The 17230-nt window shown below is 70.7% G+C and carries 16 protein-coding genes; 6 read left to right on the top strand and 10 right to left on the bottom strand.

What is annotated here, in order from left to right; translation table 11 throughout:
* Window positions 1-56 precede the first annotated feature (56 nt).
* Window positions 57-845 (top strand): GNAT family N-acetyltransferase, encoded by a 789-nt coding sequence (locus AB6L24_RS36485; protein ID WP_405663588.1) that lies wholly within the window; start codon window positions 57-59, stop codon window positions 843-845.
* On the opposite strand, the gene AB6L24_RS36480 is transcribed toward AB6L24_RS36485, so the two are convergent.
* Window positions 796-2628: an alpha-L-fucosidase gene (locus tag AB6L24_RS36480; RefSeq protein WP_405662695.1), complete on the bottom strand. Its 1833-nt coding sequence runs from the start codon at window positions 2626-2628 to the stop codon at window positions 796-798. The two genes, AB6L24_RS36485 and AB6L24_RS36480, sit on opposite strands and share 50 nt — an antisense overlap.
* A 251-nt stretch (window positions 2629-2879) precedes the next feature.
* On the opposite strand from AB6L24_RS36480, the gene AB6L24_RS36475 reads away from it, so the two are divergent.
* Together AB6L24_RS36475 and AB6L24_RS36470 are read left to right on the top strand one after the other, a co-directional pair.
* Window positions 2880-3470, top strand: a complete 591-nt coding sequence (locus AB6L24_RS36475; RefSeq protein ID WP_405662693.1) for a hypothetical protein — start codon at window positions 2880-2882, stop codon at window positions 3468-3470.
* A 153-nt stretch (window positions 3471-3623) separates the two neighbouring features.
* Window positions 3624-5861: an alpha-N-acetylglucosaminidase gene (locus tag AB6L24_RS36470; RefSeq protein WP_405662690.1), complete on the top strand. Its 2238-nt coding sequence runs from the start codon at window positions 3624-3626 to the stop codon at window positions 5859-5861.
* A 90-nt stretch (window positions 5862-5951) separates the two neighbouring features.
* Here AB6L24_RS36470 and AB6L24_RS36465 read toward each other — a convergent pair whose 3' ends face one another.
* Complete coding sequence (locus AB6L24_RS36465) at window positions 5952-6593, bottom strand: DUF4360 domain-containing protein (protein ID WP_405662687.1); 642 nt, start codon at window positions 6591-6593, stop codon at window positions 5952-5954.
* A 401-nt stretch (window positions 6594-6994) separates the two neighbouring features.
* On the opposite strand from AB6L24_RS36465, the gene AB6L24_RS36460 reads away from it, so the two are divergent.
* Window positions 6995-7810 (top strand): chitosanase, encoded by an 816-nt coding sequence (locus tag AB6L24_RS36460; protein ID WP_405663585.1) that lies wholly within the window; start codon window positions 6995-6997, stop codon window positions 7808-7810.
* Window positions 7811-7866: 56 nt separating this feature from the next.
* Here the strand turns inward: AB6L24_RS36460 and AB6L24_RS36455 are convergent, their stop codons facing one another.
* From AB6L24_RS36455 to AB6L24_RS36420, 8 genes are all read right to left on the bottom strand, one after another.
* Window positions 7867-9234, bottom strand: a complete 1368-nt coding sequence (locus AB6L24_RS36455) for a nucleobase:cation symporter-2 family protein (protein WP_405663582.1) — start codon at window positions 9232-9234, stop codon at window positions 7867-7869.
* 359 nt (window positions 9235-9593) lie between these two features.
* Entirely contained in the window at window positions 9594-10994 is a 1401-nt protein-coding gene (locus AB6L24_RS36450; protein ID WP_405662684.1) for an 8-oxoguanine deaminase, read from the bottom strand.
* A 42-nt stretch (window positions 10995-11036) separates the two neighbouring features.
* Window positions 11037-12428 (bottom strand): nucleobase:cation symporter-2 family protein, encoded by a 1392-nt coding sequence (locus tag AB6L24_RS36445; protein WP_405662682.1) that lies wholly within the window; start codon window positions 12426-12428, stop codon window positions 11037-11039.
* Between the two features lie 62 nt (window positions 12429-12490).
* On the bottom strand, window positions 12491-13447 hold the full coding sequence (gene pucL / locus AB6L24_RS36440) for a factor-independent urate hydroxylase (protein WP_405662680.1): 957 nt from the start codon (window positions 13445-13447) through the stop codon (window positions 12491-12493).
* Between the two features lie 5 nt (window positions 13448-13452).
* Window positions 13453-13860 (bottom strand): hydroxyisourate hydrolase, encoded by a 408-nt coding sequence (gene uraH, locus AB6L24_RS36435; RefSeq protein WP_405662677.1) that lies wholly within the window; start codon window positions 13858-13860, stop codon window positions 13453-13455.
* Window positions 13857-14369, bottom strand: a complete 513-nt coding sequence (uraD, locus tag AB6L24_RS36430; RefSeq protein WP_405662674.1) for a 2-oxo-4-hydroxy-4-carboxy-5-ureidoimidazoline decarboxylase — start codon at window positions 14367-14369, stop codon at window positions 13857-13859. The genes uraH and uraD overlap by 4 nt, the downstream gene beginning before the upstream one ends.
* Window positions 14370-14550: 181 nt before the next feature.
* Window positions 14551-14928, bottom strand: a complete 378-nt coding sequence (locus tag AB6L24_RS36425) for a helix-turn-helix domain-containing protein (RefSeq protein WP_380856272.1) — start codon at window positions 14926-14928, stop codon at window positions 14551-14553.
* The gene (locus AB6L24_RS36420) at window positions 14925-15203 is read right to left on the bottom strand and encodes a hypothetical protein (RefSeq protein ID WP_405662672.1); all 279 of its coding nucleotides are present in this window, start codon (window positions 15201-15203) and stop codon (window positions 14925-14927) included. Before AB6L24_RS36420 ends, AB6L24_RS36425 begins: the two co-directional genes overlap by 4 nt.
* Before the next feature lie 169 nt (window positions 15204-15372).
* Here AB6L24_RS36420 and AB6L24_RS36415 point away from each other — a divergent pair, with 169 nt between their 5' ends.
* Window positions 15373-16206, top strand: a complete 834-nt coding sequence (locus AB6L24_RS36415; protein ID WP_405662670.1) for a TIM barrel protein — start codon at window positions 15373-15375, stop codon at window positions 16204-16206.
* A gap of 44 nt (window positions 16207-16250) precedes the next feature.
* Entirely contained in the window at window positions 16251-17141 is an 891-nt protein-coding gene (locus tag AB6L24_RS36410) for a 2-hydroxy-3-oxopropionate reductase (protein ID WP_405662668.1), read from the top strand.
* Window positions 17142-17230: the final 89 nt, after the last annotated feature.

Below are 17230 nucleotides of genomic sequence, written 5' to 3'. Positions count from 1 at the left end.
AGAACGCACACGAGGGCGCCGGGTCCCCGCCGCCGCGGACCGACCTCCTCGCCGCCATGGAGGACAACCTCGCCGCGCACGCCGGGCATCTGCACCGCAAGCTGCCCGGCGCCACCGTCACCGAGGCCGGTGACCTGTTCGTCGCCGACAGCGGCATCGACGACGACACCTTCAACATCGTCGCTGCCGCACGGTTCGCTCCGGAGACGGCGGACGCCCGCATCGCCGAGACCGTCGGACGCCTCGCCGCCACCGGGCGCACCTTCTCCTGGTGGGTCGGCGCGGCGTCCACGCCCGCCGACCTGGGCGACCGGCTCGCGGCGGCCGGGCTGCCCGCCTCCGAGACCGAGACCGGCATGTGGCTCGACCTCGGCGCCGCCCCGCCGCCCGCCCGTGCGCCGGGCCTGGAGATCCGGCCGGTGACGACGGCCGCCGAACTCGCCGCGTACGCCGCGATCCTCGCCGCCAACTGGGAGCCGCCCGCCGCGACGGTCCGCGCCTTCTACGCGGCCGTCGCCGAGGGCGCACTCGCCGTCGGCTGTCCGGCCCGCTACCTCGTCGGGTACGTCCGCGGGCGGCCCGTGTGCACGGCCGAGGTCTTCCTGCACGCGGGCGTCGCCGGGATCTACAACATCTCGACGCTCGCCGCCGACCGGCGCCGCGGCCACGGCGGCGCGATCACGCTGGCCGCGCTGCACGCGGCCCGCGACGCCGGGGCCACCACGGCGGTCCTCCAGGCGTCACCCGAGGGCGAGCCCGTCTACCGCAAGCTGGGCTTCGCCGCCCTCGGCCGCTTCACCGAGTACGCAGTTGCGTCGACGGCACGATCTGCTGCGGCTGGTTAGGGCTCGACCACAGCAGCTTCATGTGCGCCTCACCGGTGTTCTCCGCGTAGTCGACGCGGATGCTGTGGCGCTTGCCCGCCGTCAGCGGCACCTGCGCCTTGTCGACCTTCGGCTCGTGCGGGTTCCACGAGTCGATGACGAGCCTGCCGTCGATCCAGACCCGCACCACGTCGTCGGAGACCGTCGTCAGCGTGTACGTCTCCGTGCGGCGCGGCTCGATCGAGCCCGTCCAGCGGACGCCGAAGCGGTCCGACGGGATCGACGCGTCCGGTGAACCCCCGAACTTCCAGGCGTGGTTGACCGTCGGGTCGGTGCGGGTGACCTTCGGGGCGCCGGACAGCTCCGCGTTGTCGAAGATCTCCTGCTTGAGGCCCGTGCCCTTGCCGGGGCGTGCCGTGCGGCCGGGGTCCACGGTCAGCTCGATCACGGTGGCGGTCGGGTTCGTGGCGTCGCCGGAGGGCGTCAGGTCGTAGCCGTCGCCCGCCTTGGTGACGGTCACGTGCTGCCGACTGCCGAGCACCCGGGCCGACTTGACCCGGAAGTCGGTGCGGGCGGTGAGGTGCAGGGCGTTGCCCGCGCCGGGCCAGCGCGTGACCGCCGCGTACAGCTTGTTGCCCTTGCGGCTCACCGTGCCCCACTTCGGCTCCTCGACCAGGCCGCCGTAGCGCGCCCCGTACACCGCCTCGCCCTGGCCCGCCGTGCGCAGCCAGGTGCCCATCTCCTTGAGGCGGTCGACGGAGGGCCCGGGGATGCGGCCGCGCGCGTCGGGGCCGACGTTCAGGAGGTAGTTGCCGCTGCGGGACGTGGTGGCGAGCAGGTTGTGGACGAGGCTCGTGCCCGACTTCCAGTTCTGGTCGTAGCGGGCGAAGCCCCAGTTGTCGTTGAGCGTCATGCAGGACTCCCACAGCTGGCCGTCCACCGGGGCGTCGGGGATCTCCTGCTCGGGGGTGCCGTAGTCGCCGTCGGTGACGCGGCGCTTGCCGACCCGGTTGTTGATGACGAGGTCCGGGTCGAGACCGCGCAGGTACGACTCCAGGCGCTCGCCGTCCTTCGCGGTCCACGGGTTGTGCGGGTCCTCGGTGTCCCACTCGCCGTCGAACCACAGGAGGGCCGGGTCGTAGGTGTCGACCAGCTCCTTGAGCTGGGCGTACATGCGCTTCTCGTACTGCGGGAAGGTCACCGGGTCGGGGAAGTCCGGGTCGTGCCAGTCCCAGATCGAGTAGTAGAAGCCGAGCTTGACGCCCGCCTCGTCGGCGGCCTTCTTCAGCTCGGCGAGGATGTCGCGCCTCTTGTCGAACGCCGAATGGTCGCGCAGGTTCCAGGAGTTGACCTTCGTCGGCCACATCGCGTAGCCGTCGTGGTGTTTGGACGTGATGACGATGTACTTCATCCCCGCGTCCTTGGCCGCCCTCACCACGGCCTTCGCGTCGAAGTCCGCGGGGTCGAAGGTCTTGGCCTGCTGCTCGTACGCGTCCTTGGGGATCTTGCACTGGCGCTGGATCCACTCGGCGTTGCGGCAGACCGTGCCGTCGGGGCGCTGGTACTCGCCCTCCAGGTTCGAGTACGCGCCGAAGTGGATGAACATGCCGAAGCGGTCCTGGCGGAACCAGTTGGTGCGGTCGGCGGTGAAGGGGTCGTCGGCGGCGTGGTCGGTGCCGGGGCCCCCGGCGGGTCCGGGCGGGGCGGGGGCGCGGGGCGCGGGCGTGGCGGCGGCCGCCGGGAGGGCCGTGGCGGCGAGGGCCGCGGCGAGGAGCAGAGCGAGCGTGGGGACTCTTCTACGCATGTGCGGGCTCCTGTTCGTTGACGGAACGCTGGGGAACGTAGGAGCAGATACATCCGATGTCAATGCGAGGAACGAGACGTTCCTGGGGTTCAGTTGGGACGTACGGCACTCGCTGATCCGATGAATTCTGATGGTCCTTGGTGCAGTCGAACTGATCCCAGGAACATGTTTGGCGGCCCTGGATCTCGCGCTCGGGCGTGTGGCAGGCTCCTCCGAGTCCCCCCACCAGACCCGGAATTCAGGACTTCTCTGTGCGCCGAACACCTGCCGTTGTCACCTGCGTCGCCGCCGCGCTCTCCCTCGCGCTGACCGGATGCGGAGGTGACGGCAAGAAGAGGGACAAGGGCTCGTCGGGTTCGACGGCGTCCGTGGAACCGGCGGAGAAGACCCCCGGCAAGGGCGGCGGGAAGGACGGCGCCGAGAAGACCGCGTCGCCCACCCCGACCCGTACGGAGAAGGCGACCCCCACACCGACGCGCCCCGCCACCCCCACCGCCGCGGCCACCCCCACCCGGCCGCGCGCGAGCGCCCCCGCCGTCCCCCCGAAGAAGACCGCGCGCCCCGACGCCGCCGGGCCGCAGTCCGTGCAGGGCACCTGGTACCACGTGCGGCGCGGCACCGGCGGACGGCTGATCGTCCTGACCGTCAACGGCACCTCGATGAGCATGACGTCCGGCGGCAAGTCCTGCCCCGGCACCATCACATCGGCGATGGTGATCCGGGCGACCTGCATGGGCGAGTCGGCGGCCGGAACGGCCCGGCTCAGCGGCGGGCAGCTCACCTTCGCCTGGCCGGACGGCAGCGGCAACGACTACTTCCGGCGGACGCAGCCTGCGGCGTGAACCGGCGTCCGGCATCGGGCCGCGTGGATTGAACGGCGCACGACGGGGCGGTGAAGGACAGCGCAACCTCCGGCCCGAGGGTTACGCAGGGGTGCGGGGCCGGGCAAGAGTCACCTCGGTACTCGCTGCCCGCCCCGACCCACGGAGCCCCGCATGCCGCATCCGCCCCGCCGCCGTACCGTCCTGACCGCGTTCGCCGGCACGGCCGGTGCCGCCGTGGCCTGTTCGCCCGACTCGTCCCGGGGCGGCGCGGGCGGCCCGGCGCCCGGCACGTCGGTCCGTACGCGCACCGGGACCGGACCCGCCGCGGCGGCCGGCGCGGCCGCGCGGCGGCTGCTCCCCGACCATTGGGAGCAGATCGCGTTCAGGACGGTGCCGAGCGACGACGACGTCTTCCGCGTGTCCGGAAAGCGCGGTCACATCGTGGTGTCGGGACCCACCGCAGGTGTCCAACTCACCGGCCTGCGGCACTACTTGCAGCACACCGCGCACGCCTCGATCACCTGGGCCGGCGACCAGCTCGACCTGCCCGCGACGCTCCCCGCCCCCGCCGCCCCCGTCACCCGGCGCGCCGACGTCCCGCACCGCTTCGCGCTCAACGACACCAACGACGGCTATGTGAACGCCTACGCCGACTGGACCTACTGGGAGCGTGAACTCGACGTACTCGCCCTGCACGGTTACAACGAGGTCCTGGTGTACGCGGGGGCGGACGCGGTCTATCACCGGATGTTTCAGGAGTTCGGGTACGACGACGAGGAACTGCGGGCCTGGGTGCCGGGCCCCGCGCACCAGCCGTGGTGGCTGCTGCAGAACATGTCGTCCTTCCCGCACCCCGTGTCACGGCAGCTGCTCACCAAGCGCGCCCGCCTCGGCCGCCGCATCGCCGACCGGGCCCGCGACCTTGGCATGACGCCCGTGCTCCCCGGCTACTTCGGCACCGTCCCGCCCGGGTTCGCCGACCGCAACCCGGGGGCGCGGACCGTGCCGCAGGGCGACTGGGTGGGGTTCGCGCGGCCGGACTGGCTGGACCCGCGCACCGACGCGTTCGCGCGCGTGGCCGCCGCGTTCTACCGGGTGCAGGACGAGCTGTTCGGCCCGTCGACGATGTACAAGATGGATCTGCTGCACGAGGGCGGCAAGCCCGGTGACGTGCCGGTCGGCGAGGCCGCCAAGAGCGTCGAGAAGGCACTGCGGAAGGCCCACCCGGACGCCCTCTGGGTGATCCTGGGCTGGCAGCACAACCCGCCGAAGGCCCTCACGGACGCCGTCGACAAGTCCCGCATGCTCGTCGTCGACGGGCTCAGCGACCGCTTCCCGACGGTCACCGACCGCGAGTCCGACTGGGGTTCCACGCCGTACACCTTCGGCTCGATCTGGAACTTCGGCGGGCACACGGTCCTCGGCGCGAACACGCCGGACTGGGCGGAGCTCTACGAGAAGTGGCGCACCAAGGACGGCAGCACCCTGCGCGGCATCGCGCTGATGCCGGAGGCGGCCGACAACAACCCGGCTGCGTTCGCCCTTTTCTCCGAACTGCCCTGGCTGGATGGCGACTTGGACCTCAAGGCGTGGTTCGACGCGTGGTCCGTGTCCCGCTACGGAGCGGCCGATCCGCACGCGCGGGCCGCCTGGGACGTGCTGCGCCGCACCGTCTACGGCACCACGCGCGCCGACAAGTGGGCCGAGGGCGCCGACGGCCTGTTCGGCGCGCGCCCCGGGCTCGCGGTGACATCGGCGGCCTCCTGGTCGCCGAAGGCGCTGCGGTACGAGGCGGCGGACCTGGAGCCCGCGCTCGGTGAACTGCTCGCGGTGCGCCGGGAGTTGCGCGGGTCGTCGGCGTACCGCCGCGATCTGCTCGACGTGGCCCGGCAGGCCCTGTCCAACCGCAGCCGGGTGCTGCTCCCGCGCGTCAAGGACGCGTACGACCGGCGGGACACCGCCCGCTTCGAGCAGCTGACCCGCACCTGGCTCGGCCTGATCGACCTCCTGGACCGCCTCGTGGCCACCGACGCCCGGCATCTGCTCGGGCGCGCGATCGCCGACGCCCGGGGCTGGGGCGCCGACGCCCGCGAGAGGGACCGACTGGCGTACGACCAGCTGTCGCTGCTGACCGTGTGGGGCACCCGCGCCGGGGCCGACGCGGGCCTGAGGGACTACGCCAACCGGGAGTGGGCGGGCCTGGTCGGCGGGTTGTACCGGCTGCGCTGGAAAACGTACTTCGACGAGCTGCGCGCCGCGCTCGACGAGGGTCGCGCGCCGAAGGACATCGACTGGTTCGCCCTGGAGGACCGCTGGACCCGGCAGCCGGGCCGGCTCGCGGTCCGCCCCACCGGGGACACGTACGCGATCGCGAAGCAGGTGCGCGCCGCGCTCGCCGGGTCCGGGTGAGTCGCCGCGCCCGCGGACGGACGGAAGCAGGATTCCGCCGCGGGCGCGACCCCCTCACCAGGAACTGGTCAGTGCCTCACCCGGGCACGATCAGGGGCACTCCTTCCACTTCACGCGGTAGATGGTGCTGATGTCCCCGTCGGTGGAGTCCATCGTCATGAAGCTGGTCTTGGTGCGGTCCGAGGTGCCGAGGTCGACGCGCAGCTCGGTGTTGATGTTGAAGTTGCGCTGTTTGCCGCAGGGCGCCCAGACCAGCTGGGTGACCTCGGTCTCGTCGGTGGCCTGCCAGTTGTCGGCGACCGGGCCGTTGAAGGAGTGCGTCCTGGTTCCCGTGTCCGGGGAGCCCTGGAAGTAGTACGACGCCTTCTCGGTGCCCTTGGCGCCCCTCTCCAGTGCCGCGAAGCCGCGGTAGTCGGCGCTCGCGATCGCGTAGGTGAAGCCGTGGGGGACGTGAACGACCAGGCTGAGCTGGCAGTTCTTGCGGAACGCCGTGGGAGCGGAATTGCCGCCCGCTTGGGCGAGGTAGTCGCTGTAGGTGACGGTGAAGGCCGTGTTGTCCTCGGAGACGGCGACGGCGGCCGTCCCTCTCGGGCAACCCGAACCGTTCACGGTCGCGACGTCGATCACGATCTTGTCCGGCGGCGGGTCGGAGAAACCCGTCGGATCCTGCGCGGGCAGGCCCGCGCCGATCAGGGCGGCGAGAGCGCCCCCGGCGAGCAGTGCAACGGACATGGTTCTCCCAATTCTTGCTTCGGCCCACGGCGGCACGCGCGCAGGGCGCGGGGCACCGTGAGGTGGGGGATGTAGCGGTGCTGGGAGGAACTGACTCAGCCCTCGCACGGGGGCCACGAGCGGCCCGCGGGCGATGAGCGGAGGCTGAGGGTGATGGGATAGTACGGACCAGCGTGAGCAGCGACTAGGTCGATGTCCGGCCATGTATGGGCGACGTCGCGCGGCCGGTGAGGCAGGCGAGCAGTACACATCCGACGACTCTTGCTTGACGGGTATACGTCACCTCCAAACTCTGGTAGGAAACCTTCCTAACAGAACAGCGGAACGCTGAACTCCCCCACCTGGAGGACCCGTTGCACGCTCACCGCTCCCCCCACGGGCGCACCCCGCGACGTGCCGTGATCGGCCTGGTCGGCGCCACCCTGGTCGCCGGTTCCCTGGCCCTGACGCAGACCGCGGGCGCCGCCCCGGCCCCCGCGAGCGCCGCCCCCTCCGTCTCCGCCGCCGCCGGGCTCGACGACCCGGCGAAGAAGGAGATCGCGATGAAGCTGGTCTCCAGCGCGGAGAACTCCTCGCTCGACTGGAAGGCGCAGTACAGCTACATCGAGGACATCGACGACGGCCGCGGCTACACGGCGGGCATCATCGGCTTCTGTTCCGGCACCGGCGACATGCTCGACCTCGTCGAGCTGTACACCCAGCGCAAGCCCGGCAACGTCCTCGCGAAGTACCTGCCCGCGCTGCGCGAGGTCGACGGCAGCGACTCGCACGAGGGCCTGGACCCGAACTTCACCAAGGACTGGAAGAAGGCCGCGCGGGACTCGGCGTTCCAGAAGGCCCAGAACGACGAGCGCGACCGCGTCTACTTCAACCCGGCGGTCAAGCAGGGCAAGGCCGACGGCATCGGCACCCTCGGGCAGTTCGCCTACTACGACGCGATCGTCATGCACGGCGACGGCGGCGACAACACCAGCTTCAGCAACATACGCAAGCGCGCCCTCACCAAGGCCAAGCCCCCGGCGCAGGGCGGCGACGAGGTCACGTACCTGCACGCCTTCCTCGACGCCCGCGTCTGGGCGATGAAGCAGGAGGCGGCCCACGAGGACACCAGCCGCGTGGACACCGCGCAGCGCGTGTTCCTCAACAAGAAGAACCTGAACCTGAACCCGCCGCTCGACTGGAAGGTCTACGGCGACTCCTTCCACATCGGCGGGTAGCCGCCACCGGGCGCGGTGGCGGGGCACCGGTGGGGTGCCCGGCCACCGCGGCCGCCTCAGTGCACCCCGGCTGCGGAAGACCCCGCGGGTGAGGAAGGTGTGCGCTGTTCGGCGATCTCTCCGCCGGGCTCCATCGGGGCCGTGACCTCGTCGTCGTCGCCGCCCCTGCCGGTGTGGTTGAACAGCAGGTTCAGGACGACCGCGGCGACGCAGCCGGTGGAGATGCCGGAGTCCAGGATGATCTTCGCGGTCTCCGGGAACGCGTGGTAGAACTCCGGCGCGGAGATGGGGATCAGGCCCACCGCGAGGGAGACGGCGACGATCAGGACGTTGTTGTCCTTCTCCAGGCCCGCCTTCACGAGGGTCTGGATGCCGCTCGCGGCGACCGAGCCGAAGAGCACCACGCCCGCGCCGCCGAGCACGGGCCGCGGCACGACCGCGATGAGCGAGGCGGCCATCGGGCACAGGCCCATCAGGACCAGGAAGCCGCCGCCGGTCGCGACGACGTACCGGCTGCGGATCTTCGTCATCGCGACGAGGCCGATGTTCTGAGCGAAGGCGCTGCACATGAAGCCGTTGAAGAGCGGGCTGACGGCGGAGCCGAGGGTGTCGGCGCGCAGGCCCGCGGCGATGGTCTTCTCGTCGGCGGGGCGGTCCACGATCTCACCGAGGGCGAGCATGTCGGCCGTCGACTCGGTCATGGAGACGACCATGACGACACAGAGGGAGACGATCGCGGCGGCGGCGAACTGCGGGGCGCCGAAGTGGAACGGCGTCGGGAAGCCGACCACGTCCGCGTCGGCGACCGGGCCGAAGTCCGTGACGTCGAAGGGGATCGCGACGAGCGTGCCGATCACGAGGCCGAGCAGCACCGCGATCTGCTTCACGAAGCCGCGCGTGAAGCGGCGCAGGAGCAGCACGATCACGAGCGTGACGCCCGCGAGCGACAGGAACTTGGTCGAACCGTAGTCGTCGGCCGCCGGGTTCGGGCCCTGCATCCAGCCGAAGGCCACCGGCATCAGCGAGATGCCGATGAGGGTGATGACCGTGCCGGTCACCACGGGCGGGAAGAAGCGGACCATCTTGGAGAAGAACGGCGCCGCGACGAATCCGAGCAGGCCCGCGACGATCACCGCCCCGAAGATGATCGGCAGCGCGTCGTCCTTGTCCTTGGTGGAGTCGACGACGGCGAGCATGGGCGCGACACCGGCGAAGGTGACGCCGTTGACGAAGGGCAGCCGGGCACCGATGTTCCAGATGCCGAGCGTCTGCAGGAAGGTCGCGAGACCGGCGGTGAACAGACAGGCGCCGGTGAGGAAGGTGAGTTCCTTCGCCGACAGGCCGACGGCGGCGCCCACGATCAGGGGCGGCGCGACGACGCCCGCGTACATGGCGGCGACGTGCTGAAGGCCGGTGGTGGCCATCTTCAGGGCGGGGAGCTTCTCGTCGACGGGGTGCGGTCGCCCCTCCGTCGATGGTGTGCCGTCGGGGTGTGGGGGCCCTTCGGGCTGTGGGGTGGTGCCTTGCTTGGTGAACCTGGGCTTGGACGCCACTGCGGCTCCTCCGGTTGTTTTCCTGTGCCGGCTGCGGACCGGCACGCGCTTCTGGGAGGTGGTGCGTGATGCAAGGACTTGCTCGATATGCGGTTGTTGAAGCGCCCAGGTAGTGCTGACCGCCCCGGCGACGTGAAGCTTTGGGCCACGTTCCGGGGCGGCACTCGAGCAGCCCGCTCGGCTGCTCGAGTCCGGTCGGGGGCCGTCCCCCCCGACCGGAGATCCAGGGGTCAGCTCCCCGCGGCGATGCGCGCGAGTCGCTGCGCCTCGTCCCGCGCGGTGCGGGCGATGGCGTCCTCGTCGACGTGCAGCAGTCGTCCGTTCTCCACGACCGGCTCGCCGTTGACAAGGGAGAGGGTCACCGGCGCGGCCGCGCCGAAGACGATGGCGGTGACCGGGTCGGCGATCGAGGAGTGCCCGATGCCGTCGATCTTCCAGAGGACCAGGTCGGCGAGCTTGCCCGCCTCCAGGGAGCCGATCTGGCTCGCCCGGCCGAGGACCTGGGCACCGCCGTACGTCCCGAGGCGCAGGGCCTGACGGGCGTTCAGGGCGGCTTCCTTGTGGGCGCCCAGGCGGTTGATGAGGAGCGCGTTGCGCAGCTCGGTGTGCAGCTCGCCGGACTCGTTGGACGCGGTGCCGTCCACGCCGAGGCCGACGGGGACGCCCGCGGCGAGCATGTCGGGTACGCGGGCGATGCCGGCGGCGAGGCGGGCGTTGGAGGACGGGCAGTGGGCGACGCCGGTGCCGGTGCGCGCGAACGCCTCGATGTCGGAGTCGTTCATGTGGACGCAGTGCGCCATCCACACGTCCTCACCGAGCCAGCCGGTGGACGCGAAGTAGTCGGTCGGGCCGAGGCCGAACAGCTCGTGGCAGAACTTCTCCTCCTCGACGGTCTCGCTGCCGTGGGTGTGCAGCCGTACGCCGAGGCGGCGCGCCAACTCCGCGCCCTGCTTCATGAGTTCGGTGGATACGGAGAAGGGCGAGCAGGGGGCGACGGCCACCTGCGTCATGGCGCCGAAGGAGGCGTCGTGGTGCTTCTTGACGGTCTCCTCGGTGGCGGCGAGCGCGCCTTCGAGGGTCTCGACGGCGAAGTCCGGCGGCAGGCCGCCGTCCTTCTCGCTGCGGTCCATGGAGCCGCGCGCCAGGGTGAAGCGCACGCCCATCTCGCGGGCCGCCCCGATGATGGCGCCGGACAGGTCGCCGGAGCCCTTGGGGTAGACGTAGTGGTGGTCCATGGCGGTGGTGACGCCGCCGCGGGCCATCATGCCGAGGGAGCCCTGCGCGGCGGCGCGGACCATGTCCTCGTCGATGCGCGCCCACGTCGGGTACAGCGCCACCAGCCAGTTGAAGAGGTTGTGGTCGGTGGCGAGGCCCCGGGTGATCCACTGGTAGAAGTGGTGGTGCGTGTTCACCAGGCCGGGCGTGGCCAGGTGGCCGGTGCCGTCGACGCGGCGTACGACGTTCTCCAGGCCCTCGGGGGCCTTCCCGGCGCCGATCGACTCGATCGTGTTGCCCGCGACGACCACGTACCCCGAGGCGTACTCGGTGTCGTCGGCGTCCACCGTCGCGATGGCGCAGTTCTCGATGACGATGCGCGCTGCGGCGCCTTCGGGGGTTGCCGATGCTGCCATGGTGCTTCCTTCGGTGAGTGGCGATGTGGGCACGGCATGACCCTAGGAAGATTTGAGTGCCGCGGCGGTGCTGCCACGGGTGCCGAGGTGGTGGAAGAACAGGTTGAGCGAGACCGCGACGAGCGCGCCCGCGCTGATGCCGGAGCCGAGCACGGTCTGCGCCCAGGCGGGGAAGTCGGCGTAGAAGGTGGGCGCGGCGAGCGGGATGATGCCCGCCCCGAGCGACACGGCCACCAGGATGATGTTGGAGCTGTCGTCCAGGCCCGCCTCGGAGAGCGTACGGATGCCGCTGACCGCGATGGAGCCGAAGAGGACGATGCCCGCGCCGCCGAGCACCGGCATCGGTACGAGGCTGACGACCGCGCCGAGCGCGGGGAAGGCACCGAGCACGATGAGCGCTCCGCCCGCGACGGCGACGACGTAGCGGCTGCGGACCCGGGTCAGGGAGACGACGCCGACGTTCTGCGCGAAGGCGGAGGTCGGGAAACCGCCGAAGACGGGTCCCACGAGGGTGGCGATGCCGTCGGTGCGCAGGCCGCGCGTGATGGTCCTGCCGTCCGTCCTGCGTTCGCAGATCTCACCGAGGGCGAGCATGCCCGCGCTGGACTCGGTCATCAGGACGAGCATCACGATGCACAGGGACAGGATCGCGGCGGGCTGGAACTCGGGGGCGCCGAACGCGAACGGCTCGGGCACGGCGGCGACCGGCGCGGACCTCAGGGCGGCGAAGTCGGCCATCCCGAACGGGATCGCGGCGAGCGTGCCGATGAACAGGCCCATGAGCAGGGCGACTTGCTTGAGGAAGCCGCGGGCGAAGCGCTGGAAGAGCAGGATCACCACGAGCGTGAAGGCGGCGAGCGCGAGGAAGCGCATGTCGCCGAAGTCGGCGGCCTCCTTGTCGCCGCCCTGCGCCCAGGTGACGGGCACGGGCATCAGCGTCACGCCGATGAGCGTGATGACGACGCCGGTGACGAGCGGCGGGAAGAAGCGCAGGAGCCGGCCGAAGAAGGGTCCGACGGCCAGGCAGAAGACGCCCGCGACCATCACCGCGCCGTAGATCGCGGGGAGCTGGTGTCCCGTCGCGCTGTTCTCGGCGATGGCGAGGATGGGTGCGATGCCCGCCGAGGACGCGGCGTTCACGAACGGCAGGCGGTTGCCCACGACTCCTTTGACGCCGAGGGTCTGCAGGAGCGTGGCGAGGCCCGCGATGAGCAGGCTCGCCGCGATCAGCCGGGTCTGGGCGGCGGTGTCGAGACCGACGGCCTGGCCGATGATGAGCGGAGGGGTGACGACGCCCGCGTACATGGCGGCGATGTGCTGGAGCGCGGCGGGGACGAGCCGCGAGGGGTGGAGCTTCTCGTCCACGGGGTGGCACTCGTCCACCGTGGGACAGTGGGGAGTTGATTCCCCGTCAGGTATTGCGGGCTGTGCCATGGCTGTCGTTCCCTCCGGTGTGGCGCGCCCCGGCCGTCAGGTGCCGGGGCGCGCGTCCCGCGTCAGAGGTTGGTCATGTCGACCGGGATCCTCGCCTCGGTGCCTTCGCGCAGGATGGTGGCCTCGATGAGGCCGTAGGGGCGGTCGGCGGCGTAGTAGACCGCGCCGTCCTTGGCCTCGTTGTCCAGGCCGCAGAAGGACAGGTCCTGGCGGAAGTGGTGCTTGTTGGGCGCGGAGAAGCGGATCTCGTCGATCTCGCCGCGGTTGTTGAGGACCCGCGTGCCCATTTGGTACAGCGTCTGCTGGAGCGAGAGGGAGTAGGTCTCCACGAAGGCCTGCAGGATGTGCTTCTTGGCCTGCTCGTAGGACTTCTCCCAGTTCGGCATGCGCTGCTCGTCACTGGTCCAGTTGTGCCGCCACCACGTCGAGAGGGAGGTCGCCAGGATGCGGTCGTAGTCCTCCTTGAGCGTCGTGTACTTGTCCTTGATGTAGCCCCAGAACTCGGAGTTCGTGGAGTTCATCACGGTCAGGTCCTTCAGACCGCTCAGGACCTCGAACTCCGTGCCGTCGTAGGTGATCTGGGCGACCCGGATCTCCTGGCCCTTGCGCACGAAGGAGTGCTTGACCTCGTCGGCGCCGATGAACTGCGAGTTGGCGTCGGAGGCGGTGATGCGCTCCCAGGCGTACTCCTCGATGCGGATGCGCGCCCGGTGGATGGAGGGCTGGCTGTCCACGAAGTGCCGCGCGAGGTGGATGCCGTACTGCTCGGCGGACTCGATGCCGTATTCCTTGGCGAACGCGAAGCAGGTGTTCTTCGTCGTGTCCGTCGGCAGGCAGTTGGCGTTCGAGCCGCTGTAGTGCACGTCGTCCAGGTCGCCGGAGAGGGCGACGGAGACGTTGAGGTCCTTGATGTGGTGCGTGTCGCCGTCACGCGTGATCTTGACGACGCGGTTCTCGGCCTTGCCGTACTGGTTCTGCCCCAGGATCACCGGACGTGCCCGGCGGGAATCGTTGTTCATGTCTGCTAGCTCCCTCGGTAAACGGAGTAGCCGAACGGGTTGAGCAGCAGCGGTACGTGGTAGTGCTCGCCCGGCACGACGGCGAACGTGATCGCCACCTCGGGGAAGAACACACCGCTCGCACCGCTGTCCCGATTCGCGGGGGCGTCCTGCTGCGCCTCGGCCTTCTTGTCCTGCTTGCTCAGGAAGTACGGCTCGACGGCGAAGTCGAGACGTACGTGGGTGGTGCCCTCCGGCAGCGCCGGCAGGTCCTTGCAGCGCCCGTCCGCGTCGGTCGCCGAGCCGCCGAGCGCAGTCCAGTCGGTGCCGTCGCCGCCGCGGGCGGCGAGGGTGATGGCGACGCCCTCGGCGGGGCGGCCGACGCTGGTGTCCAGGATGTGCGTGGACACGGATGCGGTGGTGTCGGTGCTCATGCGCTCTCTTCTTCCAGGATGCGGGCCAGGCGGATGCGGTTGATCTTGCCGAGTTCGGTGCGGACGATCTCCCGCTCCTGCTCGGGCGAGTTGCCGATCCGGTCCCTGACCGCGTCCCGCATCTGCTCGCCGGTCCTGCCGGTGGCGCAGATGAGGAAGACGTGGCCGAACTTGTCCTGGTAGGCCAGGTTGAGGTCGAGCATCTCGGCCTTGAGCTCCGCGGACGCCCCGGCCATGCCCGCCTGCTCGCGGGACGAGGTCGGGTCTCCCGGCTTGGGGCGCCCGATGGGCGGGTGCCCCGCCATCGCCTCGGCCAGGTCGTCGGCGGTCAGCTCGGCCATGACGGCGTCGCTGGCCGCGTAGAGGGCGTCGGCGGTGGTGAAGGGGCGCTGGGCGAGCAGCTTGCTCCCCCAGGCCGAGGAGGCGCAGGCCTCGTGGAGCTCGGCGGTGGCCGCCGGCTCCGGCAGGGCGTTGAACCGGGCCAGGCCCGGTGTCGTACGGGAAGTCACGGGGTGCCTCCGTGGCCATGTGCTGGACGGGCTGCGGAACAGCTAAGACCTTCAACAACATCCCGTCAACAGTTTGTTGAAATCATTTGAACAAAGAAGCCGTCACCCCGCGATACGGGTGACGGCTCAGCTGCGCAGCGTGACGCCGCTCACACCCCGGCCGGGGGCGTGGCGCGCGGGGCTACTTGTCCTTCGCGGCGTTTTCCCTGTTCAGATAGTTGTAGACGGTGAAGCGGCTGACCCCGAGGGCGCCCGCCACGGTCTCCACGCCATGGCGCACGGAGAACGCGCCACGGGCCTCGAGTATCCGTACGACCTCCTGCTTGGCCTTGCGGTCGAGCTCCGCGAGGGGCTTGCCGCGCTTGCGCTCCAGGGCGAGCAGGATGTGGTCGAGGGAGTCGGCGAGCTGCGGCAGGCGCACCGCGAGCACGTCCTCGCCCTCCCAGGACAGGACCACGTCGTCCGGGCCCGCCTCGCCGGGCGGCAGCAGCACGCCGCCCATCGCGTCCACCAGCGGCTTGACGGCGGTCGCGAAGGGGTCGTCCCCGAAGGCGGTCACCGGGCGACCTCTCCCGGACGGGTCCGCTCGCCCGGCTCCGCGATCACATTGACCTGGAGCGAGACGCGGGTGGCGCCGGCGCCCAGAGACCGGCGCAGCATCGCGTCGACGGCTGTCAGGACCGCGTCGACGTCGCCCTCGGCGGTGTTGCCGAAGGGGCCGACGTCCACGGCGTCGAGGTCGGCGCCCTGGATGACGTCGCGGGCGGCCAGGGCATGGGGCGGCGCCTCGTCGAGGTCGAAGGGCTCGGTCGTGAACTCCACTCTCAATCGCACGGCGCCAACTTAACGCGGCGCCCCACCCGTCAGGCGGCTCCGTCCGACTTCTCGCGGGCGTCGAGCCCGGATTTACGGCGGAGCCTCTTGACAGCTTCCGCGAATCAGATGCAGTCTTCCATCAAGCAGAAATGAACTTCCGCAATACGGAAGGAGCGCGGAAAGCCCCATGGGATACTCCGACCAGCGCTTCAATGTGAACCTGTCGATCCTCTTCACCGAGCTCCCGCTCCTGGAGCGGCCCGCGGCGGCCGCGAAGGCCGGTTTCGGCGCGGTCGAGCTGTGGTGGCCCTGGGTCGACGCCCCCACCCCCGAGCGGTCCGAGCTCGACGCCCTGAAGAAGGCGATCGAGGACGCGGGCGTGCGCCTTGTGGGCCTGAACTTCTACGCCGGACAGCTGCCGGGCCCCGACCGCGGCGCCCTGTCGATCCCGGGCGAGGAGAGCGAGAAGTTCCGCGCGAACCTCGCGGTGGCGGCGGACTTCGCGCAGTCGCTCGGCTGCACGGCGCTGAACGCCCTGTACGGCAACCGCGTGGACGGCGTCGACCCGGCGGTCCAGGACGAACTCGCCCTGGAGAACCTGGTGTCGGCGGCCCGCGAGGCCGACCGCGTGGGCGCGATCCTGCTGATCGAGGCGCTCAACGCCCCCGAGTCGCCCAAGTGCCCCCTCGTGAGCGCGCCCAAGGCGATCGAGATCGTCGACAAGGTGAACGCCGCGACCGGCCTCGGCAACGCGAAGTTCCTCATGGACCTCTACCACCTGTCCATGAACGGCGAGGACCTGCCGTCGGTCATCGAGCAGTACGCCGACAGGACCGGGCACGTGCAGATCGCGGACAACCCCGGCCGCGGCGCCCCCGGCACCGGCTCGCTCCCGCTCGAAGGCCTCCTGGACCAGCTCAAGAAGGCCGGTTACGAGGGCTGGGTCGGCCTGGAGTACAAGGCCGCCGACGCCGCCGCTTCCTTCGAGTGGCTCCCCCGCGAGGCCCGCGCCGCGCGCTGAGCGCCACCTCACCGACGTAGAAAAGCTTTCAGAGAGGCACCCTCATGAGCACGCTTCCCAAGGTCGCCTGGATCGGTCTCGGCATCATGGGCTCCCCCATGTCCGAGAACCTGATCAAGGCGGGTTACTCCGTCACCGGCTTCACCCTGGAGCAGGACAAGCTGGACCGCCTCGCCGCGGCCGGCGGCACCGCCGCCGAGTCGATCGCCGAGGCCGTCGCGGACGCCGACGTCATCGTGACGATGGTGCCCGCGTCGCCGCAGGTCGAGGCCATCGCGTACGGCCCGGACGGCATCCTGGAGAACGCCAGGTCCGGCGCGCTGCTCGTCGACATGTCGTCGATCACGCCGCAGACCTCCGTCGACCTGGCCAAGGCCGCCAAGGACAAGGGCATCCGCGTCCTGGACGCCCCGGTGTCCGGTGGCGAGGCCGGTGCCATCGAGGCCGTGCTCTCCATCATGGTCGGCGGCGAGCAGGCCGACTTCGACGCCGCCAAGCCGCTCCTCGACGCGCTCGGCAAGACCATCGTGCTGTGCGGCCCGCACGGCTCCGGCCAGACGGTGAAGGCCGCGAACCAGCTGATCGTCGCCGTCAACATCCAGGCGTGCGCCGAGGCCGTGGTCTTCCTGGAGAAGTCGGGCGTGGACCTGTCCGCGGCCCTGGACGTGCTCAACGGCGGCCTCGCCGGTTCGACCGTCCTGACCCGCAAGAAGGACAACTTCCTGAACCGCGACTTCAAGCCGGGCTTCCGCATCGACCTGCACCACAAGGACATGGGCATCGTCACCGACGCCGCCCGCAACGTCGGCGCGGCCCTGCCCGTCGGCGCCGTGGTCGCCCAGCTCGTCGCCAGTCTGCGCGCGCAGGGCGACGGCGGCCTCGACCACTCCGCGCTGCTCCGCTCCGTCGAGCGCCTCTCCGGCGCCCGGCTCTGACCACGGGCCGAAGGCCGTAGAGCACCCCAGACTTCCGGGCCGCGGTGGCGTTGACACCTGTCCTGTCGCGCCCAGACGCCGCCGCGGCC

Source organism: Streptomyces sp. RK9 (assembly GCF_045070545.1).
Lineage (GTDB): Bacteria > Actinomycetota > Actinomycetes > Streptomycetales > Streptomycetaceae > Streptomyces > Streptomyces alboflavus.
This window is presented reverse-complemented; position numbering and strand designations above follow the sequence as displayed.

Bases quoted from the DNA above. Each gene is read 5' to 3' on its own strand.
- AB6L24_RS36485 (WP_405663588.1), top strand. From the start codon at position 57: ATGGAGGACAACCTCGCCGCGCACGCCGGGCATCTGCACCGCAAGCTG.
- AB6L24_RS36480 (WP_405662695.1), bottom strand. From the start codon at position 2,628: ATGCGTAGAAGAGTCCCCACGCTCGCTCTGCTCCTCGCCGCGGCCCTC.
- AB6L24_RS36470 (WP_405662690.1), top strand. From the start codon at position 3,624: ATGCCGCATCCGCCCCGCCGCCGTACCGTCCTGACCGCGTTCGCCGGC.
- AB6L24_RS36465 (WP_405662687.1), bottom strand. From the start codon at position 6,593: ATGTCCGTTGCACTGCTCGCCGGGGGCGCTCTCGCCGCCCTGATCGGC.
- AB6L24_RS36455 (WP_405663582.1), bottom strand. From the start codon at position 9,234: ATGGCCACCACCGGCCTTCAGCACGTCGCCGCCATGTACGCGGGCGTC.
- AB6L24_RS36450 (WP_405662684.1), bottom strand. From the start codon at position 10,994: ATGGCAGCATCGGCAACCCCCGAAGGCGCCGCAGCGCGCATCGTCATC.
- AB6L24_RS36445 (WP_405662682.1), bottom strand. From the start codon at position 12,428: ATGGCACAGCCCGCAATACCTGACGGGGAATCAACTCCCCACTGTCCC.
- pucL (WP_405662680.1), bottom strand. From the start codon at position 13,447: ATGAACAACGATTCCCGCCGGGCACGTCCGGTGATCCTGGGGCAGAAC.
- uraH (WP_405662677.1), bottom strand. From the start codon at position 13,860: ATGAGCACCGACACCACCGCATCCGTGTCCACGCACATCCTGGACACC.
- AB6L24_RS36415 (WP_405662670.1), top strand. From the start codon at position 15,373: ATGGGATACTCCGACCAGCGCTTCAATGTGAACCTGTCGATCCTCTTC.
- AB6L24_RS36410 (WP_405662668.1), top strand. From the start codon at position 16,251: ATGAGCACGCTTCCCAAGGTCGCCTGGATCGGTCTCGGCATCATGGGC.